Here is a 21,624-nt window from a genome sequence, read left to right on the forward strand (position 1 = left end):
CTACTTGCTCGCCATGGCCTTTTTGCGCTGGTGGCCGATGACGAACGACGCCACGATGATCAGGAAGACGACGAGCGTGATGATCCAGCCGATCGTCCCGAACGGGTCTTCGGCCGCGACCGCGGCACCGCTGTTCGACGCGCCGTCGCCGTTGGGTGCGGCCTTGGCCACGCCCGCGTCCACGGTGTCCGCCGGTTTGTAGTCGATCCGCCCGACCGATTCGGCCTTGTCCTGGCGCAACGCGATGCCGTAGTCGAGGAGCTTCGCGGCCTGCTCGGTGACCCGGGTCGGGCGCTGCTCGGCGCGAAGCATCACGACGGCGACACGGTGGCCGTTCTGGAGCGCGCCGCCGACGTAGGTGTGGCGCGCGTCGTCCGTGAAACCGGTCTTCCCGCCGAGGAATCCTGGATAGGAACCGAGAAGCTTGTTGTCGTTGTAGATCGTGATGGCCGGTTTCCCCGCCGTCGGCGGGATTTCGAAGGACTTGGTCTTGACCACCTGCGCGAACTCGGGCTGCCTCATCCCGTAGTGGAAGATCAGGCTCATGTCGTAGGCCGAGGTCGTCATGCCGGGCCCGTCGAGCCCGGACGGCGTCGCGGCCCGCGTGTCCGTGGCGCCGATGCGGGCGGCCAGTGCGTTCATCTTCCCGACGGTGGCGTCGACACCGCCCAGCACGGTGGAGAGCGCGTGCGCCGCGTCGTTGCCGGAGTGCATCAGCAGCCCGTGCAGCAGCTGGTCCACTGTGTACTGACCGCCGGCGGCGATGCCGACGCAGGTGCACTCCTGCTCGGCGTCCTCCTTGGTCGGGACGATGACCTTGCGCGGCGGCAGTTCGGTGACCACGACCAGCGCGAGCAGGGTCTTGATCAGGGAAGCGGGCCGCTGACGGGCGTGCGGATCCTTCGCCGCGATGATGTCGCCGGTTTCGAGGTCCTGCAGTACCCAGGACGCGGCGGTGGTCCCCTCGGGCGGGTTCAGCGCGCGTTTGGGGAGCACGAGCCCGCATTCGGCCATCCGCTCGCCGCCGACCGGAGCGGGCGGGACCGGCAACGGCGCCGGGACGGCCTCGCCGGGGCGCGGCTTCTCGGAGGTGTCGACGGGCGGCGGTGGCACCGTCTTGTTCGCGCACGGCTGCGCCTGGTCTGGAGGCTTCGGGGCGGCTGTGGCCACCGGCGTCACCGCGAGGGCGAGCACACCGGAGACGAGGACCAGGAGCGACCGGGAGATAGCGCTGTGCACCCGAGCAATGTAGCGTCGCGGCGCCCGCTGCATACTCAGGGGCATGCGCATTTCGCGAGGTACTTCGATGTTCCTGCTGGGCTTCGGCGTGTGGTCGTGGATCATCTGGATCACGTTCGCCAAGAATCTCTGGGACAGCGACCGAGCCTGGGCCGCCGACGGCTCACCCACCGCCTACTTCATCGTGCACGCGGTGCTGACGGTCGTCTCGTTCGTGCTCGGCACCATCATCGGCCTGATCGGTCTGCGCACGCTTCGTGGCGCCAAGTCACGGGACGCGGAAAAGGCAGGCGCCTGATCAGGTTTGTCGTCCTTTTGACGGTGGCGGGCCCGGCGTCGGCTCCTTAACGTTCACTCCACCGAATCATGGAGGTTGAATGTCCCGGATCAGACGTCTGCTCGTCCCCGCGCTCGTCGCGGCGGCGGCGGGAACCGTGTTCGCGGCCCCGTCGGCGAGCGCCGCGCCCGCCCCTGAGTGCGACACCGCGAGCGCGCCGTTCACCTACGTGGTGCTTTACAACCCACGTACCCCGGAGCGGAAGGTTGACACCGAGCTGCGCGCGAAGTGCGGCGAGAAGGTGGCGTACTACCCGGAGATCGGCGTCGCGGTGGCGACGTCGCGCAACGCCGACTTCCAGGCGAAGATCGGCGTTTTCCGCGCCTACTCGGGCGGCCGTGACGTCGCGTTCCCGCCCGCGGCCTCGGCAAGGGCGACCCGCTCCGCGGTGGTCGACACCAAGGAAACCGAAGAGACCACCAGCGTCGCCGTCGAAGAGGACCTGTCGGCCCAGCAGTGGGACATGCGCGCGATCCAGGCTCCCGAGGCGAACAAGATCTCCGGCGGCAGCAGCTCGGTGACCGTCGGCGTGCTGGACTCGGGCATCGAGCCCACGCACCCCGCGCTCAAGGCCGCGCTGGACCCGTCGGTGTCCGCCGGCTGCAACAGCGGTGCGCCCGACACGACCCCCGCGGCCTGGGCGCCCACGAACTCCGACCACGGCACGCACGTCGCCGGCACCATCGCGGGCAAGGACACCGCGCGCGGCTTCACCGGCATCGCGCCCGGCGTCAAGCTGGCGTCGGTGAAGGTCGTGAACGACGACGGCCTGATCCTTCCCGAAGCCGCCGTCTGCGGGTTCATGTGGGCCGCGAAGCACCGCTTCCCGGTCACGAACAACAGCTACTACATCGACCCCGGCATGTTCTACTGCTCGAAGGAGCCGGGCGACGCCGCCGCGTACGAGGCCGTCCGCCGCGCGGTGGTCTACTCGACCGGCCGCGGCGTGCTGAACGTCGCCGCCGCCGGCAACAGCGGCTTCGACGTCACCAAGCAGACCACCGACCCGAACCGCCCGCACCCCGTCGACTCGAGCTGCGGCATCCTGCCGAAGTCGATCGAAGGCGTCGTGACCGTCTCGGCCATCGGCTACGCCGGCACGAAGTCGTCCTACAGCAACTACGGCGCCGGCCAGATCGAGGTGACCGCCCCCGGCGGTGACCGCGCCCAGCTGCCGCCCACCGGCGAAGGCGCGGGTTGCCCGCTGTCGACCATCTTCAACGGCGCCTACGGCACCAAGTGCGGTACCTCGATGGCGTCCCCGCACGCCGCCGGTGTCGCCGCGCTGCTGGCGTCCCGCTACCGCCATGCTCCGCCGCGGCTGCTGACCTGGCTGCTGGAGCACCAGGCCGACCCGGTCGCGTGCGGCACCGCGGCGCCGGTCTGTGAAGGCACGGAGAAGGACAACTCGTTCTACGGGCACGGCCGCGTCAACGCACTGGACGCGGTGAAGTAGTTCGCTGAAGAAGTACATGATGGCCCCCTTCCTTGCGCTAGGCGCAAGGAAGGGGGCCATCATGTACTTCAGGCGGCAGACACGAGGTGGATGTCGGGTCGAGGTCTGGCCGTCGCCACGCTGTGGGCGGCAGTGAGGTCCTCAAGGACCCCGCCTGGGTCGTCTCGCAGCCGCGAAGGCAGCGTTTGTACGACGACGAGGCCAGCCGCGGCATAACGCGTGTTTCGGTCGATGGTTCGAGCGTAGTCCGCTTTCCGGAAATGGAATTCGAAAGAATCGATCTCCCAGACGAGACCCACGTCCTCCCACAACGCGTCAGGGCGCCCGATATAGCGCCCTTGACGGTCGTAGATCGCCGCATTCCAATGGCTCGGTGGAATGGGTAGACGCTGCCCGAGGATCTTAGCCTGTGCCTCCGCCATGGAACGGAGATCCACCCAGCCCGTCAGGAGTCGTCTCGGGACAGCGGTTCCTCGTAGCGAGCCATGATCGAGTTCGTTGAGCAAGGCTTTCGGATGGCATCCGCCGTTTTGGACGGATTCGATCAGGATCGCCTCCACTTGGTCGGCATTCCTGAGCCGGCGCACCGTGTCTGTCGTGGCCCGGACCAACGGGGCCAAGGGAACCCCGTGGCGGACGATCGGTGACGGCAATCGAATCGTCCGCTCCATTGTCACGAATCCTGTACTGCGAATCTTCCGATCATGCGGGATCAGCAGGTGAAGTCCGGTATCCGGAGGCATCGCGGCCTGCCGAAGACCATGTCGCAGACAGGCTGCCGTTCCGGTGAGGACCGCGTCCGCTCCGCCGTGCAGGAGCCCAGCCGTCACTAGTTGCTCGGCCGTGGGTTCGGTGTTGTGCAGCAGGATTATGCCGGGCAGCAATCGCTGCCAAGGCCCACCGGGCAGACAGCGGGTATAGATCGTCCGGCTGCTCATCTCCAGACTTTCCAGGTCGGACGCCCGGACGACGCCATTGCGGCTTCGCTCCAGCAGCAGTTCGGGATGCTGAGCCCATCTCCCCCTCTTGGTCATGATCCTCAGCGTGAGTGCGGAGCATCCTGCCTGCCAGAGCCGATTTGCTGACCTGTGGATAACCATCCTGTTGTGGATAACTCAGTCCAAGTACATGATGGCCCCCTTCCTTGCGCCTAGCGCAAGGAAGGGGGCCATCATGTACTTCCAGAAGCGTTAGACGCGCTTGAAGAGGAGCGCGCGCTTGACCTCTTGGATCGCCTTCGTGACCTGGATGCCGCGCGGGCAGGCGTCGGTGCAGTTGAACGTCGTCCGGCAGCGCCACACGCCTTCGGCGTCGTTCAGGATGTCCAGCCGCTCTTCGGCGCCTTCGTCACGCGAGTCGAAGATGAACCGGTGCGCGTTGACGATCGCGGCCGGGCCGAAGTACGAGCCGTCGTTCCAGTACACCGGGCACGAGGACGTGCAGCAGGCGCACAGGATGCACTTGGTCGTGTCGTCGAACCGGTCGCGGTCGGCCTGCGACTGGATCCGCTCGCGGGTGGGCTCGTTCCCGTAGGCGATCAGGTACGGCTTCACCGCACGGTACGCCTCGAAGAACGGGTCCATGTCGACGTAAAGGTCCTTGAGCGTGGTCAGGCCCTTGATCGGCGCGATGGTGATGACGGTCTTCTTGCCGCCGGTCTCCAGCAGGTCCTTCATCAGGACCTTGCACGCCAACCGGTTGATGCCGTTGATCTGCATCGCGTCGGAACCGCAGACGCCGTGCGCGCACGAGCGCCGGAACGAGAACGTCCCGTCGATGTAGTCCTTCACGTAGAAGAGCAGGTTCAACAGCCTGTCGGTGCGCTGCGCCGGGACGTCGTAGGACTCCCAGTGCGGCTCGGTGTCGACCTCGGGGTTGAACCGCAGGATCTTCAGCGTGACGGTGATCGGCGTGTGGTCGGAGGACACGGCCTCCGACTTCTCGGGGGTGGCCGTGGTCATCAGTACTTCCGCTCCATCGGTTCGTAGCGGGTGAAGGTCACCGGCTTGTAATCCAGTCGGATGTCGGCGGTCAGCTCAGAACCCTGCTTGTAGGCCATGGTGTGCCGCATGAAGTTCGTGTCGTCGCGGTTCGGGTAGTCCTCGCGCGCGTGTCCGCCGCGGGACTCCTTGCGCGCCAGGGCGCCGACGACCAGTACTTCGGCGAGTTCGAGCAGGAAGCCCAGCTCGACGGCCTCGAGGACGTCGGTGTTGTACCGCTTCCCCTTGTCCGACACGGTGATCCGGCTGTACCGCTCCTTCAGCGCCTGCACGTCGGTCAGCGCCTGCTTCAGCGTGTCCTCGGTGCGGTACACCGAAGCGTGCGAGTCCATCGTCCGCTGCAGCTCGGTGCGGATGTCGGCGACGCGTTCGTCACCGTGCTCCGAGAGCAGCAGCGACAGCTGGTCCTCGACGACCTTGGTCGGGTTCTCCGGCAGCTCGACGTGGTCGTGCGCCAGCGCGTATTCGGCGGCGGCGATGCCGGCGCGACGGCCGAAGACGTTGATGTCCAGCAGCGAGTTGGTGCCGAGCCGGTTCGAGCCGTGCACGGACACACACGCCACCTCGCCCGCGGCGTACAGGCCGGGGATGACGTTTTCGTTGTCCCGCAACGCCTCGCCGTGGACGTTGGTCGGGATGCCGCCCATCACGTAGTGGCAGGTCGGGAACACCGGCACCGGTTCGGTGACCGGGTCGACACCCAGGTACGTCCGCGAGAACTCCATGATGTCCGGGAGTTTCGCGTTCAGCGTCTCCTCGGGGATGTGCGTGACGTCGAGGACGACGTAGTCCTTGTTCGGCCCGCAACCGCGGCCCTGCAGCACTTCCTGCACCATCGACCGGGCGACGATGTCACGCGGCGCGAGGTCCTTGATGGTGGGGGCGTAGCGCTCCATGAACCGCTCGCCGTCGGCGTTGCGGAGGATGCCGCCTTCACCACGCACGGCTTCGGAGATGAGGATGCCGAGCCCGGCGAGACCTGTCGGGTGGAACTGGAAGAACTCCATGTCCTCCAGCGGCAGGCCCTTGCGGAAGATGATGCCGAGGCCGTCACCGGTGAGGGTGTGCGCGTTCGACGTCGTCTTGAAGATCTTGCCCGCGCCGCCGGTGGCGAACACGATCGACTTCGCCTGGAAGACGTGCAGTTCACCGGTCGCCAGCTCGTAGGCGACGACGCCGGAGGCGACCGGGTTGCCGTCCTCGTCCGGGGTCAGCACCAGGTCGAGCACGTAGAACTCGTTGAAGAACTCGGTGCCGTGCTTGACGCAGTTCTGGTACAGCGTCTGCAGGATCATGTGCCCGGTGCGGTCCGCGGCGTAGCAGGCGCGGCGGACCGCGGCCTTGCCGTGGTCACGGGTGTGCCCGCCGAAGCGGCGCTGGTCGATCTTGCCCTCGGGCGTCCGGTTGAACGGCAGGCCCATCTTCTCGAGGTCGAGGACCGCGTCGATGGCTTCCTTCGCCATGATCTCGGCGGCGTCCTGGTCGACCAGGTAGTCGCCACCCTTGATCGTGTCGAAGGTGTGCCACTCCCAGTTGTCCTCTTCGACGTTCGCCAGCGCGGCGCACATACCGCCCTGCGCGGCGCCGGTGTGCGAACGCGTCGGGTAGAGCTTGGTGAGGACCGCGGTGCGGGCACGCTGGCCGGATTCGATGGCCGCGCGCATCCCGGCGCCACCGGCGCCGACGATCACCACGTCGTACTTGTGGAACTGCATAGGGACTCCGCTTAACGTGTGGTGGGCGTCAGTTGGCCGAGATACCGGGATCGAAGGTGAAGATCACCATCGTGCCGACGGCGAGGATCAGCACCATCGAGACATAGAGCACGATCTTCAGCCAGAACCGGGTGCTGTCCTTGCGGGCGTAGTCGTCGATGATCGTGCGCAGCCCGTTGCCACCGTGGATTTCGGCGAGCCACAGCATCGACAGGTCCCAGAACTGCCAGAACGGCGAGGCCCAGCGGCCGGCGACGAAGCCCCAGTTGATGCGGTGCACGCCGCCGTCGAGGATGTTCATGATGAACAGGTGGCCGAGCACCAGCACGATCAGGGCGAGGCCCGAGATGCGCATGAACAGCCAGCTGTAGAGCTCGAAGTTGCTCCGGCGGGCGGCGGGGCGCTTCGGGGAGCGCGGCTTGTCGAGTGCGAGAACTTCGGATGCCATGGTCAGTTCCCCCCGAAGAGCGTCTCGACGGTGCGCTTCATCATGAAGAAGGCACCGGGAATCATCACCACGACCCAGATGGCCAGGATGGTCCAGAGCATCGGCTTCTGGAACTTCGGTCCCTTCTCCCAGAAGTCGACCAGCATGACCCGGATGCCGTTGAGCGCGTGGAACAGCACCGCGCCGACCAGGCCGACCTCGAGGAGGTTGACCAGCGGGGTCTTGTAGGTCTCGATGACCTCGTTGTACGTGTCGGGCGACACGCGCACGAGCGCGGTGTCGAGGACGTGCACGAAGAGGAAGAAGAATGTCAGCACGCCGGTGATGCGGTGCAGCACCCAGGACCACATACCGGGGTCGCCCCGGTAGAACGTCCCTTGCCGGCGTGAGGCACCCGCCCGATCGCTCGCTGCCGCCTCGGTGGCGGTGCTAGCCGTGGTGGACATCGGTGAACGGCCTCCAACGTCATGGCTTGGGCCCGCTGACCGCTGGTTTCCGCGCCTGCCGCCGGGACGTCCACTGGGGACGGCTCCGGCGACGGTGCCGAGATCATGGTCATCGAGCGTGGATGAAAAAGATGCTAGACCCGGACCTCACGGTGGGCTCACCTCCGGGTTCGTCTGTGTGATGGACCAGACATCACGCCCCGTCGCGAGCGGCGGTGGCGAGTCCGTTCCGATTCGTCGCTTACGCCCCGAGGCGGCTCCTTCAGAACGCTGGACATCGGATCTCTCTCAGTGGTACATCGCGGAGCTGGTCGGCGGGATCGGCCGAATGAGTCGTCATGCCTGTGAATCATTGACGAGGTATATGTCATATCTTACGTTCAAGCCGGATAGACATCCGATCAATCGGCCGAGTTCACGATGGGGTGACCATGGGCCAGCCTGCCGGCTTCCCGCGACGCGACCTGCTCGGCGGCACCGTCGCCGGAGTCCTCTTAGGAGCGCTTCCGGGCACGGCGTCGGCCGATCCGCCGGAAATGGCCGAATCGCGGACCGGCTGCCACGGGATGAGCACGGACGCGGAGTGGTCGCGGTTCCTCGCCGGTCAGGATCCGCGCTGGGAGCGGCTGCCGCGCACCTGGTACGAGGGGCCGTTCCTGGGCAACGGTTTCGTGGGCGCGCAGGTCTATCGCGATCAGGGCGCGCTCGAATTCACCGTCGATCACAGCGAATCCCAGGACCATCGGCCCGCCTTCGGCAACGAGTGGGGTGTCGCGCGGCTCCCGATCGGGAAAGTCCTGCTCACACCGGTGGGTGAACTTACCGGGGCAAGACTGCGCCTCGACCTCTGGAACGCCGAACTCACCGGGACGGTGACCACGGACAAGGGCACGCTGGAGATCCGCGCGTTCGTGCACAGCACCCGGGATCTGCTGGTGGTGGACGTCGCACCGAGCCCGGGAGAACGAGGATTCGGGCTCACCTTCGCGCCGGTTCCCGCGGTGAGCCCGCGCATCGTCCGCGAGCAGCCGCCGAAAGGCTTCGAGCCGAATCCGCCGCCGGTGACCCGGGCCGATGGCGATCTCACCGTGGTCGTCCAGCCGCTCGTCGCCGGTGGGCAGAACGCGACCGCTTATCGGATGCGCCGCGCCGCGCACGGCGGCCGGACACTGCTCCTGTCGACGGCGCACAGCCATCCGGGCACCGAAGCCGAGGGAAAGGCGCGGTCGGTCGTCGGGGGAGTGTCCACCGTGGACGCGCTGGCGGGGACACATCGGCGCTGGTGGCACGCTTTCCACCGGCGGAGCTTCCTGTCCATTCCGGACGCGAAGCTGCAGGGTTTCTACTGGATCCAGCTGTACAAACTGGCGTCCGCCGCCCGCGCCGAAGCACCGATCATGGCGACCACCGGGCCTTGGCTGGCGCCGACGCCGTGGCCGTCGGTCTGGTACAACCTCAACGCCCAGCTCGAATACTGGCCCGTGCACGGCTCGAACCACCTCGAACTCGATCCGATCCCGCGCACCGTCGCCGAGAACCGGCAGACGCTGATCGACGGCCTCCGGCCCGAGTACCGCGCCGACTCGATGGGCCTGCGGCGCAGTGCCGACGCGCGGTTCGCCGACGCCGGGTTCGTCGGGGTCCCGGGGCCGGACGCGGACGCCGAGATCGGCGATCTGCCGTGGCTGCTGCACAACGTCTGGCTCAGCTATCGCCACACCATGGACGTGACGATCCTGCGCGACGTCCTGTTCCCGGTGCTGCGTAAGGCGATGAACTATTACCTGCACTTTCTCGCGCCCGGCGCCGACGGCCGTCTGCATCTGCCGCCGACGTTCTCACCCGAGTACGGCCGCGCGCCCGACTGCCATTACGACCTCGCGCTGATCCGGTGGAGCTGCCTGACCCTGCTGGACGCGGCGAAGGCCTTGCGTATCAACGATCCGCTGGCGCCGAAATGGCGGGAAGTGCTCGACAAGCTGGTGGACTTCCCCGTCGACGAACACGGTTTGATGGTCGGCACCGGCGTCCCGTTCGCCAAATCCCACCGCCATTACTCGCATCTCCTCGCGGCCTATCCGTTGTATCTGCTCAACGTCGACGACCCCGAGCAGGCGGAACTGATCTCGAAATCGCTGGCGCACTGGGTCGGTTTCGAAGGCGCCCTGCGCGGGTTCAGTTTCACCGGCGCGGCCTCGCTTTCCGCGGCGCTGGGGCGCGGGGACGACGCGCTGAAGCAGTTACGCGCGTTCGTCACGCGGTTCGCGCAGCCCAACACCATGTACTACGAAGCGGGCCCGGTCATCGAAACACCGTTGTCCGCCGCGCAATCGATCCACGACATGCTGTGCCAGAGCTGGGGCGACACGATCCGGATCTTCCCCGCGCTGCCCTCGACCTGGCGCGATGTCACCCTGCACGACTTCCGGACGCAGGGCGCGTTCCTGGTCAGCGCGGTACGTGAGGCCGGGGTCACGAAGTTCGTCCGCGTCCGGAGCCTGGCCGGCGAGCCGCTGAAACTCAGGCCGTCGATCCCCGGGAAACTCGAGGTCGAGGGGGCGCGGCACTGGCGGCAGGGGCCTGACGGCACGGTGACCATCGAGCTCGCTCACGGCCACGAGGTGCTGGTCTACGCCCGGGGGAGGCGGCCGGACACGAGGATCGCGCCGGTCCCGATCTCCGAACCCGCGCCGCCGTGGGGACTTCCCGCGCTGCCGCCCGCCGGGGACCTGGTCCCGGTGGATCTCGCCGCGGTGCTGAACTCCGACGGCGTGACGAGCGAGTTCTACCTGGGGGACGGCGATTTCGACGGCGGTGGCAACACCTATCCGGCCGCGCAGCTGCCGCAGACCGGGCAGGTGATCGACGACGGCGTGCCCTTCCTGTTCGTCAACGGGAGCGAGGGCACGCCGAACAACGTCGTCGGCGCGACGATCCCGTTGCCCGCGGGAAAGTACGCGACCCTGCATCTGCTGGGCGCCGCGGACACCAGCAACGCGGTTACGGCGATCACAGTGTCCTATGTGGATGGATCGGCCGAGGTGCCCCTGAAGCTCACCGGATGGCGTTCTGCGGCGGCGTTCGGCGAGAGCGAGGCCGTCACCACGAATCAGCTGCACTCCCGCGCGGGTGTCCAGCCGGTGAAGCTCGCGATCTTCCATCAGCGTGTTCAGCTCGACCCGGCGCGTCAGGTCGTGTCGGTCACGCTCCCCGCCACCACCCCGAGACCGCATGTCTTCGCGGTCACCCTCGAGAAGGGAAGGTAGCCATGGAGAACATCGACCGCCGGAAGGCGCTCATCCTGGGCGCGGGGGTGCTCGGCGCGGCCGCGCTCGGCACCGGGACGGCGGAGGCTGCGACCTGGACGCCGAGGTGGAGTCCCGACCCGGCGAAGGACGGCTTGCGCGCCTTCGAGGGCCTGGAGGACGACCGCGCCGGATCGCATCCCGGCGTCAAGCACATCTACCCCGAAGGCGACCACTGGCGCTTCGACATGCACACGCGAGATGTCGACACATCGACAGACCGGCAGCGCAACGAGGCGAAGGGCATGCGCGACGGCGACACGACGTACAAGATCCTGCGTGATCAGACCTGGCGGATCTCCTACCAGGCTTTTTGGCCCACCGAGCTGACCGCGACGACGGCCTTCACCCACCTGTTCCAGATGAAGGTCCCCGACGTCGGTCCTCCACAGTGGACCCTCACACCGCGCCAGAAGGGCGGCAAAGGGGTGCTGACCATCGCCGGTGACTCGGGCGCGGAGGCCGACCTCGCCGACTACGCGCCGCTGCAGAACAAGTGGATCGACGTGTCCTGGGAGTTCAAGGCGTCCCACAGCGGCTACCTGCGCTGTGTGCTCAAGGACGGTTCCCGGACCGTCGCCGACGTCCGGAAGGCCGCGGATCTGTGGCGGGACGTGAACTACCTGCGGCCGAAGTGGGGCGTTTACCGCAGCCTGAACTCGTCCGGTCTGAAGAACTGTCATCAGAACATCCGCGCGCTGAAGTCCTTCCAGCTCGTGTGAGGAGCCGGGTGCGTGCTCACCGACGGTGGCGAAGGCGCCGAACGTGACCAGGGAGCCTTCACGCGACTACTCCGTTTCGATCACCGTAAGTACTCCATTCGTCGCGCGTACGACTCATGAGTAAACGTTTGTGTTACGTAGCGTGCCTTTCCTATGGCGGCTAAGCGGCCGTTAGGTACCGTTCCTCGGTCGACCCGGCATTCATCGCCGGGCCGTTTCTTCGGACCATCCGCTGGATCAGCGGGGAGGGAGACACACGTTGCGTCGCATGCGTGGAACCGCGCTGGCCGCCGCTGCCATGGCCGGTGCTCTGGTACTGGCTGGGTGCGCGAAGGATTCCGGAGCGGGGAACAACAACAACGCGAGCACGGGGGATCAGTCCGCCAGCTGCGTGACCGCGCCGAAGCCGCCCGCCGCGGCCGCCGCCTCGACGAGCACCAGCCAGGCAGGCGAGAAGGTCGACGGCAGCAAGCTCAAGGTCGCGCTGGCCTTCGACGTCGGCGGCCGCGGTGACGCGTCGTTCAACGACTCCGCCGCCGCCGGTACCGACAAGGCCAAGGCCGAACTCGGCGTCACCACGGTCACCGAGAGCACCGCCGCCGCGACCGAGGACGAGGCCGCCAAGTCGCAGCGGCTCGACCAGCTCGCCGCGCAGGGCTTCAGCCCGATCATCGCGGTCGGCTTCGCCTACGCCAACGCGGTCAAGGCCGTCGCGCCGAAGTACCCGAACGCCAAGTTCGCGATCGTCGACGAGTCCGTCGAGGCCCCGAACGTCACCTCGCTCGTCTTCGCCGAGGAGCAGGGCTCGTTCCTGGCCGGTGTCGCCGCCGCGTACAAGTCGAAGAAGTGCCACGTCGGCTTCGTCGGTGGCGTCAACACGCCGCTGATCCAGAAGTTCGAGGCCGGCTTCCTCCAGGGTGTGAAGGCCGCTTCGAGCAAGGCCAAGATCGAGGACGAGTACCTCACCCCGGCCGGTGACTTCTCCGGGTTCCAGGACCCGGCGAAGGGCAACGTGAAGGCCGCCGCGCAGATCGCCAAGGGTGCGGACGTGCTCTACCACGCCGCCGGCGCCTCCGGTAAGGGCGTTTTCGAGGCCGCGAAGTCGAACAACGCCATGGCCATCGGCGTCGACTCCGACCAGTACAACCAGAAGACGGTCGAGGCGTCGAAGGACGTCATCATCACCTCGATGCTCAAGCGCGTCGACGTGGCGGTCTTCGACTACCTCCGCGCGCTCGCGAAGGGCGACCTGACGTCGCTGCCGAAGCGGTTCGACCTCAAGGTCGACGGCATCGGCTACGCCACCTCCGGCGGCAAGATCGACGACATCAAGGACGTCCTCGAGGGCTACAAGGCGCAGATCGTCTCCGGGGCGATCACCGTCTCGGACAAGCCGCAGAAGTAAGCTTCACCAGGCAGCGGGGCTCGGGAGGGTAACCCCTTCCGAGCCCCAACCTGTTTACCCAGAACTGGATGGCTTTTCATGAGCGCTCCCCAGGCCGAGGTCACCGACGCCCCCGACCGGGGTGAACCGGCCGTGCAGCTGACCGGGATCACGAAACGGTTCCCCGGTGTCGTGGCCAACTCCGACGTCAACCTCACCGTCACCAAGGGTGAGGTGCACGCCGTCTGTGGCGAGAACGGCGCGGGCAAATCGACCCTGATGAAGATCCTCTACGGCATGCAGCAGCCGGACGAGGGTGACATCGCGATCAACGGCGAACCGGTGAAACTGCGCAATCCGCAGGACGCCATCAAGGCCGGGATCGGGATGGTCCACCAGCACTTCATGCTGGCCGACAACCTGACCGTCGGGGAGAACGTCTTCCTCGGGGCGGAGAACCTGCACGGCATCGGCCGCGCCGCCAGGGCCAAGCTGGCGGAGTTCGCCGACCGGGTCGGCCTCCGCGTCCGGCCGGACGCGCTGCTGGAGGAACTCGGCGTCGCCGACCGCCAGCGCGTGGAGATCGTCAAGGTGCTCTACCGCGGCGCCCGGATCATCATCCTCGACGAGCCCACCGCGGTGCTCGTGCCGCAGGAGGTCGACGCGCTGTTCGAAACCGTCCGTGCCATGCAGAAGGACGGCTTCACCTTCCTCTTCATCTCGCACAAGCTCGACGAGGTGCGCGCGATCGCCGACACGGTCACCGTGATCCGCCGCGGCACCACCGTCGGCACGGCCGATCCGAAGACGATCACCTCGCGCCAGCTGGCCGAGATGATGGTCGGCTCGGAGCTGCCCAGCCCGGAGACCCGCGAGTCCACCGTGACCGATCGGGCCGTCCTCCGCCTGGACGACGTGTGCCTGAGCGTCGAGGGGTCCGAGCGGAACGTGCTCGACCACATCTCCTTCACCGTGCACGCGGGCGAGGTGCTCGGGATCGCCGGTGTCGAGGGCAACGGCCAGACCGAACTCGTCGAGACGATCATGGGCATGCGCAAGGGCGGCGGCCGGATCGAGCTGACCGGGGCCGACGGCGAGGTCGTCGAACTGCACAGACTGGGGACGCTCGCCCGCCGCGAGGCCGGGATCGGCTACATCGCCGAAGACCGCACGCGGCACAGCCTCCTGCTCAGGCAACCCTTGTGGGTCAACAGGATTCTCGGCTACCAGACGCGCAAGCCGGTGGCGAAGGGGCAACTGCTCGACATCGACGGCGCGCGTGAGGACACCCGCCGCATCGTCGAGGAGTACGACGTCCGCACCCCGGGCATCGACGTCCCGGCCGCCGCGCTTTCGGGTGGTAACCAGCAGAAGCTGATCGTCGGCCGTGAGCTTTCCGGCAATCCGGTGCTGCTGATCGCGTCGCATCCGACGCGCGGTGTCGACGTCGGCGCGCAGGCGTTGATCTGGGAACAGATCCGCCAGGCCCGCGCGGCCGGGCTGGCCGTCCTGCTGGTCTCGGCCGACCTCGACGAGCTGATCGGGCTTTCCGACACCATTCAGGTCATGTTGCGCGGACGGCTGGTCGGCAAGGCCGACCCCGCGAGCGTGACCCCGCAGGAACTGGGCTCCGCGATGACGGGTGCTTCCGAAGACTCCGAAGAGGACGGTGCAGCGTGAGTTCTTGGCGTACGAGGCTGCTGCCGCCTCTGCTCGCGATCGTCTTCGCGGTCATCCTGACAGCCATCGCGCTGATCATCTCGGGAGCCGACCCGCTCCAGGCCTACGGCACGATGATCGGCCAGCTCTTCAAGGGCTCGACAGCCGTCGACACGGTGAACCTCGCGACGGTCTACTACCTGTCGGGGCTCGCGGTGGCCATCGGCTTCCAGATGAACCTCTTCAACATCGGTGTCGAGGGCCAGTACCGGTTCGCCGCCATCGTCACCGCCATCATCGGCGGGGCGTTGCAGCTGCCGCCGGTGATCCACGTGCTCGCGATCCTGGTCGTCGCGGTGCTCAGCGGCATGCTGTACGCGGCCATCCCGGCGGTGCTGAAGGTGACCCGAGGGGTTTCCGAGGTCATCTCGACGATCATGCTGAACGCGATCGTCGGCGGCATCGTGGCGTTCCTGGTCAACGCGGACCAGTTCGGCGTGCAGACCGGCAACAACATCGCCACCCGCGAGATCGCCGAGACCGGCCGGATCCCCAGCATCCCGATCGGGTCCGGTGAGCTGTTCGGCTTCGTGATCATCGCGGCGCTGATCGGCGCGGCCTACTGGTTCATGCTCAACCGGACCCGGTTCGGCTTCGAACTGAAGGCCAGCGGCGAGTCGACGACGGCCGCCGCGGCGGGCGGGGTCAACGCCAAGAAGATGACGCTGATCGCGATGCTGCTTTCCGGTGGTGTCGCCGGTCTGGTCGCGATGCCGGAACTGCTCGGCCGCGACTTCACCTACGGCATCACCTCGACCCAGATGTACGGCTTCACCGGGATCGCGGTCGCCCTGCTCGGCCGCAACCACCCGGCCGGGATCGCGCTGGGCGCCCTGCTGTGGGCGTTCCTCGACCGGTCCGCGGTGTCGCTGGAGCAGATCAACGTGTCCAAGGAGATCGCCACGATCATGCAGGGCGTGATCGTGCTGTCGGTCGTCATCGCGTACGAGGTCGTGCGCCGCGCCGATCTGGCCGCCGAACAGCGTCGCGTCGGTCGCGCGCTGGCAGGCAACGGCCGCAAGGGGTCGAGCGTTTCCGAGGGAGGTGCGGTGTGACCACCGCGGACGTTCTTTCGCCCAACACGGGCGGGACCACCATGCCGGTGAAGCCGCCGAAGCGCCGCATCCCCGGCTGGCTCAAGGGCGCCATCTGGGGGCTGCTGGCGGTCGGGGTGCTCGCGATCGCGTCGTACGCCACCGGCGTCAACACGCTGACCTCGACCAACACCGCGCACACCGCGCTGCGGCTGGCCCTGCCGATCCTGCTGTGCGCGCTCGGCGGCCTCTGGGCCGAACGCGCCGGCGTGATCAACATCGGCCTCGAAGGCATGATGATCCTCGGCACCTGGGGTGCGGCGTGGGGCGCGTACCACGGCGGTGTCTGGGCCGGGCTGATCTGCGCGGTCGTGTTCGGCGCGCTCGGCGGCCTGCTGCACGCCGTCGCGACGGTGACCTTCAACGTCAACCACATCGTCTCCGGTGTGGCGATCAACCTGCTCGGTCTCGGCGTCGCGAAGTACCTGGCGAACCTGGTGTTCACCCCGCTTTCGGGGAACCCGCGCCAGTCGCCGCCGGTCCCGAAGTTCGACACCTACTCGGCGACCTTCCTCTCGGACTGGCTCGCGGATCTGGAGAAGATGCAGCGCGTCTTCATCTCCGACCTCGCCGGGATCCTCAACGGCCTGGTCACCGAGGTCGCGCCGCTGACGATGATCGCGATCGCGCTGGTCCCCATCAGCTACCTCGTGCTGTGGCGCACGCGGTTCGGCCTGCGGCTGCGGTCCTGCGGTGAGAACCCGGTCGCGGCCGAATCCCTCGGCGTGAACGTCTATCTGCACAAGTACGTCGCCATGATCATCTCCGGCGGGCTCGCCGGAATGGGCGGCGCGTCGCTCGTACTGCTCGCCGGCGGGGCGGACTACCTGGAGAACCAGACCAACAACCGCGGGTACATCGGTCTCGCGGCGATGATCTTCGGCAACTGGCGGCCGGGCGGCCTGCTCGGCGGCGCGGCGCTGTTCGGTTACGCGGACGGGCTCCAGCTCGCCGGTGGCGGCACCGCGGTGCTCGCGCTGCTGTACGGCGCGGTGATCCTGCTGGCCGTGATCGTGGCCGTGCAGCTGTTCCGCCGTCAGTGGATCGCCGCCGCGCTCGGTGTCTTCGGCGCGGCCCTGCTGTACGCGATCTACTGGACCAACGACGACCTGCCCAGCGACCTCATCCCGTACACCGCGCACTTCGTGACGCTGATCGTGCTCGCGGTCGCTTCGCAGCGGTTGCGGCCGCCCAAGGCGGACGGCGCTCTCTACCGGCGAGGTGAGGACTGACATGGCGGAGTACGACTGGGAAGCCCTGCGGGCCCAAGCCGTCGAGGCGGCGAAGTCGGCGTACGCGCCCTACTCGGGTTTGCACGTCGGTGTCGCGGGTGTGGTGGACGACGGCCGGATCGTCGTCGGCTGCAACGTCGAGAACGCGTCCTACGGGCTGGGGATGTGCGCGGAATGCACGATGGCGGGCCAGCTGCGGCTGACCGGCGGCGGCAAACTCGTCGCCGTCGCGTGCCGCAGTGGCGCCGGTGATCTGCTGATGCCGTGCGGCCGCTGCCGTCAGATCCTGTTCGAGCACGGCGGTGCCGACTGCCTGGTGGACACCCCCAGCGGGATCCTGCCGATGTCCGCGGTCCTGCCGGACGCGTTCGGACCGGACGATCTGCCATGAGCGCGTTCGCCGCTGTCGACGTCATCCGCGCGAAGCGGGACGGCGGACGGCTCTCCGACGAACAGATCGACTGGACGATCGACGCGTACACGCGCGGCGAGATCGCCGAGGAGCAGATGGCCGCGCTCGCGATGGCCATCTTCCTGCGCGGCATGGACTCCGGCGAGATCGCGCGCTGGACCGGCGCGATGATCGCCTCGGGGGAGCGGCTGGACCTGAAGGTCAGCCGTCCGACGATCGACAAGCATTCGACGGGCGGGGTCGGCGACAAGATCACGCTTCCGCTGGCGCCGCTCGTGGCGGCGTGCGGGGCGGCCGTGCCGCAGCTGTCCGGGCGCGGGCTCGGGCACACCGGTGGGACGCTGGACAAACTGGAGTCGATCCCGGGCTGGCGTGCCGCTTTGTCGACTTCGGAGATCATGCGGCAGCTCGACGACGTCGGCGCGGTGGTCTGCGCGGCGACGTCCGGGCTGGCTCCCGCGGACAAGAAGCTGTACGCGCTGCGGGACGTGACTTCGACGGTGGAGTCGATTCCGCTGATCGCGAGCTCGATCATGAGCAAGAAGATCGCCGAGGGCTCGGCCGGACTGGTCCTCGATGTGAAGACCGGGTCCGGTGCGTTCATGAAGACGCTTCCGCAGGCCCGTGAACTCGCGCGGACGCTGGTGGAGATCGGGACCGCGCACGGCGTCGCGACGACGGCGCTGATCACGGACATGAACGTGCCGTTGGGCTACGCCGTCGGGAACGCGATCGAGGTCGCGGAGTCGGTCGAGGTGCTGCGCGGCGGTGGCCCCGCCGACGTCGTCGAGCTGACCGTGGCTTTGGCCAGGGAGATGCTGGCGCTGGCGGGTCTGTCCGAAGTGGACCCGGCGGAAGTGCTCGCGTCGGGGAAGGCCTACGAGACGTGGTGCCGGATGATCGCCGCGCAGGGCGGGGATCCGGAGGCCGCTCTGCCGCGGCCCAAGCACGTCCATGTCGTCTCGGCGCCCGCGGATGGTGTCTTGACGTCTCTGGACGCTTACTCGGTCGGGGTCGCCGCTTGGCGGCTCGGGGCCGGGCGGGCGCGCAAGGAGGATCCGGTGCAGGCCGCGGCGGGCGTGCTGTGCCTGGCGAAACCGGGCGACGAGGTCAAGGCCGGGCAGCCTCTGCTGGAACTGCACACGGACACCCCGGACGCCGTCCCGTCCGCCCTCGCCGCGCTCACCGACGCCTACGCGGTCGCCTCCGAAGCCCCGGCGCCCACGCCCCTGGTCCTGGAGACCGTGCGCCCTGATCGCGTTTAGCCCGCTAAAGGCGACCTGCGGTCGCGCGGTCGCCTAAGTACGTGAAGGCCCCCTTCACTGCATCTAGCGCAGTGAAGGGGGCCTTCACGTACTTGGCGCCTGTGCGCGCAGGTGCGGGATGCCGTGGCCCGCGCGCGATCGCGTTTAGCCCGCTAAAGGCGATCCGCGTGGCAGGGGGCGCTCGGTACCGCGGCCGGACGAGTGCGCGACGTCAGTGCCCGGCGGATCGCGTTTAGCCCGCTAAAGGCGACGCGGCGGCGGGGCCGGGCTGAGTAGCGTGAAGGCCCCCTTCCCTCGGCTCAGCCGAGGGAAGGGGGCCTTCACGCGCTTACCAGTGGATCAGTCGGAGGTCTCGTCGCCGCCATCGGCCTTGGCCTTGGCGTCGGCCGCCTTGGGCGCCCGGCCGTTGCGGGAGCTGCGACGCGGCTGACGCGGCGCGGGCGGCGGCGGGGAGATCTGCTGCAGGGCCGGGCCACCGCCGAGCATCAGCTCCGCGAAGGTCGCCATGGCCTCGTCCAGCTGGCCGCCGATACGGCGCACGGACTCGTCGTTGCTCTTGCGCACCAGCGTGTCCACCGAGTCGGTGTCCGGCTGCTTCGACAGCGTGCTCTCGACCTTGGACAGGCCGCTGCGGATCGACCCGTCGAGGTCGCCGAGCCGTCCGGTGAAGCCGTCCTCGACCTTGTCGAGCCGCTCGGCCAGGTCGTCGAGCCGCGAGGTGACCTTCTCGAGCCTGTCGCCGAGGCCGTCGAGCCGCTCCGAGGCGTCGATCATCTCGCCGGTCTCGGTCAGCGCGGTCTTGAGCGCGTCGGCGTTCGCGGCGAGGGTTTCCTTGGTGGCCTTGTCGAGGTTCTCGACGCGGGTGCGCAGCTCACGGTCGACGGTGTCGACGCGGTCGCGCAGGACCGACTCGGCCTGCTCGACGCGCTCGCGCACCGGGCCGATCACCGACTGCGGCAGCGAGTCGGTCTTCACGTCCTGCTTGTCGAGGTGCGCGCCGAGCTCGTCGAGACGGCGGTGGATGTTCTGGAGCTTGTCCTCGAGGCCGTCCATCCGGCCCGCGACGCCTTCGAACTTCGCGGCCATGCCGTCGAGGCGGCCGTCGAGCTGGGCGAACGGCTTGGCGAGCTTGTCGACGATGCTTTCGACGGCGCGGGTCAGCGCGGCGAGCGCGTTGTCCTGCGCTTCGAGCCGTGACATGGTCTCGTCGAGGCGCTCGGCGAGCACGCTGACCTCGGTGCGGTCGGGCATCTCCGAGAGCCGCTTGCGGACGGCGCCGAGCGAGTCGACCGGGGCCAGACGGGCGTAGATGTCGTCGAGCGCGTCGAAGATCTGCTGCTGTTCGCTCTCACGCACTTCGGCCGCGCGCACCAGCATGTTGCGCATCCGGTCGAAGGACGGGGCTGCAATGTTGTTGTCAGTGGTCACTGCGGTGTCCTTCGTGGGCGGGGAAATGGGAGGGACGTGACCCGAAGCTTATCCATTGCGAAATTGCTGTGCGTATGGCCCCCGGGTATCGGACAATGCCGCCCGCTGCCCCTGATGGCCGATTCAGCCGGTGATCGACAAAGCTGAGGGTTAAGCCGAGCAGGAGACTTACCGCCATGTAGGGGAATGACAGGCTGGTTACCGTTACGTATGTCCTCTGAAAGCAGCAGTCCCCGCATCCCGGAGGCGGTACTGACCCGTGCTCCGAAGGCCCTCCTGCACGACCATCTGGACGGCGGCCTGCGGCCTGCCACGGTCGCCGAACTCGCCGACCAGACGGGGTACACGGCCTTGCCCGTCAAGGATCCCGTCGAGCTCGGCCGGTGGTTCCGCGACGCCGCCGACTCCGGCTCCCTCGTCTCGTACCTTGAGACGTTCGCGCATACCTGCGGCGTGATGCAGACCGAGGAAGCGCTGGTCAGAGTGGCCGCCGAAGCGGTGGAAGACCTCGCCGCCGACGGGGTCGTCTACGCCGAGGTGCGCTACGCCCCCGAACTCTTCGTCGAACGAGGCCTTTCACTCGATGCGGTGGTCGAGGCCGTTCAGGCCGGTTTCGAGGAAGGTGAACGGAGAGTGGCCGCCGGAGGGGGCCGGATCCGGATCGGGACGTTGCTCTGCGCGATGCGCCAGCACGCCCGTGCCCTCGAGATCGCGGGCCTCGCCGTCCGCTACCGCGACGCCGGCGTCGTCGGCTTCGACATCGCCGGACCGGAAGACGGATTTCCGCCTACCAGAAATCTCGACGCATTCGAGTTTCTTCGTACGAATAATGCGCATTTCACCATTCATGCCGGGGAGGCGTTCGGGCTCCCGTCCATTTGGGAGGCGATTCAGCATTGCGGTGCCGAACGGCTCGGTCACGGTGTGCGCATCGTCGAGGACATCAAGACCGACAGTGACGGCACGGTCCATTTGGGACGGTTGGCCGCCTACGTCCGCGACCGCCGGATCCCGCTGGAGATCTGTCCCACGTCCAATGTCCAGACGGGAGCGGCGCGCTCGATCGGCGAGCATCCCATCGGCCTGCTCACCCGGCTGCGCTTCCGGGTCACGGTCAACACCGACAACCGGCTGATGAGCGGCTGCTCGATGACCAGCGAATTCGCCGCGCTGGCCGAGGCGTTCGGCTTCGGCCTGGCCGATCTGGAGTGGTTCACCATCAATGCGATGAAATCCGCGTTCCTCGATTTCGACCAACGGCTCGGCATCATCAACACGGTCATCAAGCCCGGGTACGCCGCGCTGCGCTGAGGCGCCGGAGGCGCGAACGCGGCCGCCACCTCGGCGGTTGCGTTCGTTAGCATAGCCAACTATATTTCACTATATAGGAGAACTTTCCCAAATAGTGGAACGGTGGCGAAG

General features: G+C 67.7%; 18 protein-coding genes. 11 read left to right on the top strand and 7 right to left on the bottom strand.

The window, feature by feature from the left end; translation table 11 throughout:
- Entirely contained in the window at nucleotides 1–1,239 is a 1,239-nt protein-coding gene (locus ACZ5ZX_RS06670) for a D-alanyl-D-alanine carboxypeptidase family protein (protein ID WP_465500955.1), read from the bottom strand.
- A 43-nt stretch (nucleotides 1,240–1,282) separates the two neighbouring features.
- Here ACZ5ZX_RS06670 and ACZ5ZX_RS06675 point away from each other — a divergent pair, with 43 nt between their 5' ends.
- On the top strand, nucleotides 1,283–1,537 hold the full coding sequence (locus tag ACZ5ZX_RS06675) for an SCO4848 family membrane protein (RefSeq protein ID WP_465500956.1): 255 nt from the start codon (nucleotides 1,283–1,285) through the stop codon (nucleotides 1,535–1,537).
- 79 nt (nucleotides 1,538–1,616) lie between these two features.
- The gene (locus ACZ5ZX_RS06680; RefSeq protein ID WP_465500957.1) at nucleotides 1,617–3,032 is read left to right on the top strand and encodes a S8 family peptidase; all 1,416 of its coding nucleotides are present in this window, start codon (nucleotides 1,617–1,619) and stop codon (nucleotides 3,030–3,032) included.
- A 68-nt stretch (nucleotides 3,033–3,100) separates the two neighbouring features.
- On the opposite strand, the gene ACZ5ZX_RS06685 is transcribed toward ACZ5ZX_RS06680, so the two are convergent.
- From ACZ5ZX_RS06685 to sdhC, 5 genes are all read right to left on the bottom strand, one after another.
- The gene (locus ACZ5ZX_RS06685) at nucleotides 3,101–4,066 is read right to left on the bottom strand and encodes a hypothetical protein (RefSeq protein WP_465500958.1); all 966 of its coding nucleotides are present in this window, start codon (nucleotides 4,064–4,066) and stop codon (nucleotides 3,101–3,103) included.
- Nucleotides 4,067–4,222: 156 nt separating this feature from the next.
- Nucleotides 4,223–4,993, bottom strand: coding sequence for a succinate dehydrogenase iron-sulfur subunit (locus tag ACZ5ZX_RS06690; RefSeq protein ID WP_465500959.1), 771 nt, complete (start codon nucleotides 4,991–4,993; stop codon nucleotides 4,223–4,225).
- Entirely contained in the window at nucleotides 4,993–6,747 is a 1,755-nt protein-coding gene (gene sdhA / locus ACZ5ZX_RS06695; protein ID WP_465500960.1) for a succinate dehydrogenase flavoprotein subunit, read from the bottom strand. Before sdhA ends, ACZ5ZX_RS06690 begins: the two co-directional genes overlap by 1 nt.
- A 28-nt stretch (nucleotides 6,748–6,775) precedes the next feature.
- Nucleotides 6,776–7,195, bottom strand: a complete 420-nt coding sequence (locus tag ACZ5ZX_RS06700) for a succinate dehydrogenase hydrophobic membrane anchor subunit (protein WP_037315751.1) — start codon at nucleotides 7,193–7,195, stop codon at nucleotides 6,776–6,778.
- Between the two features lie 2 nt (nucleotides 7,196–7,197).
- Nucleotides 7,198–7,641 (bottom strand): succinate dehydrogenase, cytochrome b556 subunit, encoded by a 444-nt coding sequence (gene sdhC, locus ACZ5ZX_RS06705; protein WP_073847418.1) that lies wholly within the window; start codon nucleotides 7,639–7,641, stop codon nucleotides 7,198–7,200.
- A gap of 431 nt (nucleotides 7,642–8,072) precedes the next feature.
- Between sdhC and ACZ5ZX_RS06710 the strand changes: the two genes are divergently transcribed.
- The 8 genes from ACZ5ZX_RS06710 to ACZ5ZX_RS06745 all read left to right on the top strand — a co-directional run bounded on the left by ACZ5ZX_RS06710 (nucleotide 8,073) and on the right by ACZ5ZX_RS06745 (nucleotide 18,774).
- Nucleotides 8,073–10,907 (top strand): glycosyl hydrolase family 95 catalytic domain-containing protein, encoded by a 2,835-nt coding sequence (locus ACZ5ZX_RS06710; protein WP_465500961.1) that lies wholly within the window; start codon nucleotides 8,073–8,075, stop codon nucleotides 10,905–10,907.
- Between the two features lie 2 nt (nucleotides 10,908–10,909).
- Complete coding sequence (locus ACZ5ZX_RS06715; protein ID WP_465500962.1) at nucleotides 10,910–11,668, top strand: Tat pathway signal sequence domain protein; 759 nt, start codon at nucleotides 10,910–10,912, stop codon at nucleotides 11,666–11,668.
- A gap of 268 nt (nucleotides 11,669–11,936) precedes the next feature.
- Nucleotides 11,937–13,073, top strand: a complete 1,137-nt coding sequence (locus tag ACZ5ZX_RS06720; RefSeq protein WP_465500963.1) for a BMP family lipoprotein — start codon at nucleotides 11,937–11,939, stop codon at nucleotides 13,071–13,073.
- Between the two features lie 78 nt (nucleotides 13,074–13,151).
- Nucleotides 13,152–14,732: an ABC transporter ATP-binding protein gene (locus ACZ5ZX_RS06725; RefSeq protein WP_465500964.1), complete on the top strand. Its 1,581-nt coding sequence runs from the start codon at nucleotides 13,152–13,154 to the stop codon at nucleotides 14,730–14,732.
- Nucleotides 14,729–15,826 carry an ABC transporter permease gene (locus ACZ5ZX_RS06730; RefSeq protein WP_465500965.1) on the top strand — a complete coding sequence of 366 codons (1,098 nt, stop codon included), beginning with the start codon at nucleotides 14,729–14,731 and terminating at the stop codon, nucleotides 15,824–15,826. The genes ACZ5ZX_RS06725 and ACZ5ZX_RS06730 overlap by 4 nt, the downstream gene beginning before the upstream one ends.
- The gene (locus ACZ5ZX_RS06735; RefSeq protein WP_465500966.1) at nucleotides 15,823–17,097 is read left to right on the top strand and encodes an ABC transporter permease; all 1,275 of its coding nucleotides are present in this window, start codon (nucleotides 15,823–15,825) and stop codon (nucleotides 17,095–17,097) included. Before ACZ5ZX_RS06730 ends, ACZ5ZX_RS06735 begins: the two co-directional genes overlap by 4 nt.
- Before the next feature lies 1 nt (nucleotide 17,098).
- Nucleotides 17,099–17,488 (top strand): cytidine deaminase, encoded by a 390-nt coding sequence (locus ACZ5ZX_RS06740; RefSeq protein ID WP_076163141.1) that lies wholly within the window; start codon nucleotides 17,099–17,101, stop codon nucleotides 17,486–17,488.
- Nucleotides 17,485–18,774: a thymidine phosphorylase gene (locus tag ACZ5ZX_RS06745; RefSeq protein WP_465500967.1), complete on the top strand. Its 1,290-nt coding sequence runs from the start codon at nucleotides 17,485–17,487 to the stop codon at nucleotides 18,772–18,774. Before ACZ5ZX_RS06740 ends, ACZ5ZX_RS06745 begins: the two co-directional genes overlap by 4 nt.
- A gap of 339 nt (nucleotides 18,775–19,113) precedes the next feature.
- Here the strand turns inward: ACZ5ZX_RS06745 and ACZ5ZX_RS06750 are convergent, their stop codons facing one another.
- Entirely contained in the window at nucleotides 19,114–20,202 is a 1,089-nt protein-coding gene (locus ACZ5ZX_RS06750) for a PA containing protein (protein WP_465500968.1), read from the bottom strand.
- 210 nt (nucleotides 20,203–20,412) lie between these two features.
- Between ACZ5ZX_RS06750 and ACZ5ZX_RS06755 the strand changes: the two genes are divergently transcribed.
- Nucleotides 20,413–21,513, top strand: a complete 1,101-nt coding sequence (locus ACZ5ZX_RS06755) for an adenosine deaminase (RefSeq protein WP_465500969.1) — start codon at nucleotides 20,413–20,415, stop codon at nucleotides 21,511–21,513.
- Nucleotides 21,514–21,624 lie beyond the last annotated feature (111 nt).

The organism is Amycolatopsis sp. NPDC033938 (assembly GCF_055575975.1).

Coding starts and splice junctions, on each gene's coding strand:
- sdhC (WP_073847418.1), bottom strand. CDS start 7,641: ATGTCCACCACGGCTAGCACCGCCACCGAGGCGGCAGCGAGCGATCGG.
- ACZ5ZX_RS06745 (WP_465500967.1), top strand. CDS start 17,485: ATGAGCGCGTTCGCCGCTGTCGACGTCATCCGCGCGAAGCGGGACGGC.
- ACZ5ZX_RS06715 (WP_465500962.1), top strand. CDS start 10,910: ATGGAGAACATCGACCGCCGGAAGGCGCTCATCCTGGGCGCGGGGGTG.
- sdhA (WP_465500960.1), bottom strand. CDS start 6,747: ATGCAGTTCCACAAGTACGACGTGGTGATCGTCGGCGCCGGTGGCGCC.
- ACZ5ZX_RS06720 (WP_465500963.1), top strand. CDS start 11,937: ATGCGTGGAACCGCGCTGGCCGCCGCTGCCATGGCCGGTGCTCTGGTA.
- ACZ5ZX_RS06700 (WP_037315751.1), bottom strand. CDS start 7,195: ATGGCATCCGAAGTTCTCGCACTCGACAAGCCGCGCTCCCCGAAGCGC.
- ACZ5ZX_RS06710 (WP_465500961.1), top strand. CDS start 8,073: ATGGGCCAGCCTGCCGGCTTCCCGCGACGCGACCTGCTCGGCGGCACC.
- ACZ5ZX_RS06755 (WP_465500969.1), top strand. CDS start 20,413: ATGTCCTCTGAAAGCAGCAGTCCCCGCATCCCGGAGGCGGTACTGACC.
- ACZ5ZX_RS06685 (WP_465500958.1), bottom strand. CDS start 4,066: ATGACCAAGAGGGGGAGATGGGCTCAGCATCCCGAACTGCTGCTGGAG.
- ACZ5ZX_RS06675 (WP_465500956.1), top strand. CDS start 1,283: ATGCGCATTTCGCGAGGTACTTCGATGTTCCTGCTGGGCTTCGGCGTG.
- ACZ5ZX_RS06680 (WP_465500957.1), top strand. CDS start 1,617: ATGTCCCGGATCAGACGTCTGCTCGTCCCCGCGCTCGTCGCGGCGGCG.
- ACZ5ZX_RS06740 (WP_076163141.1), top strand. CDS start 17,099: ATGGCGGAGTACGACTGGGAAGCCCTGCGGGCCCAAGCCGTCGAGGCG.
- ACZ5ZX_RS06690 (WP_465500959.1), bottom strand. CDS start 4,993: ATGACCACGGCCACCCCCGAGAAGTCGGAGGCCGTGTCCTCCGACCAC.
- ACZ5ZX_RS06725 (WP_465500964.1), top strand. CDS start 13,152: ATGAGCGCTCCCCAGGCCGAGGTCACCGACGCCCCCGACCGGGGTGAA.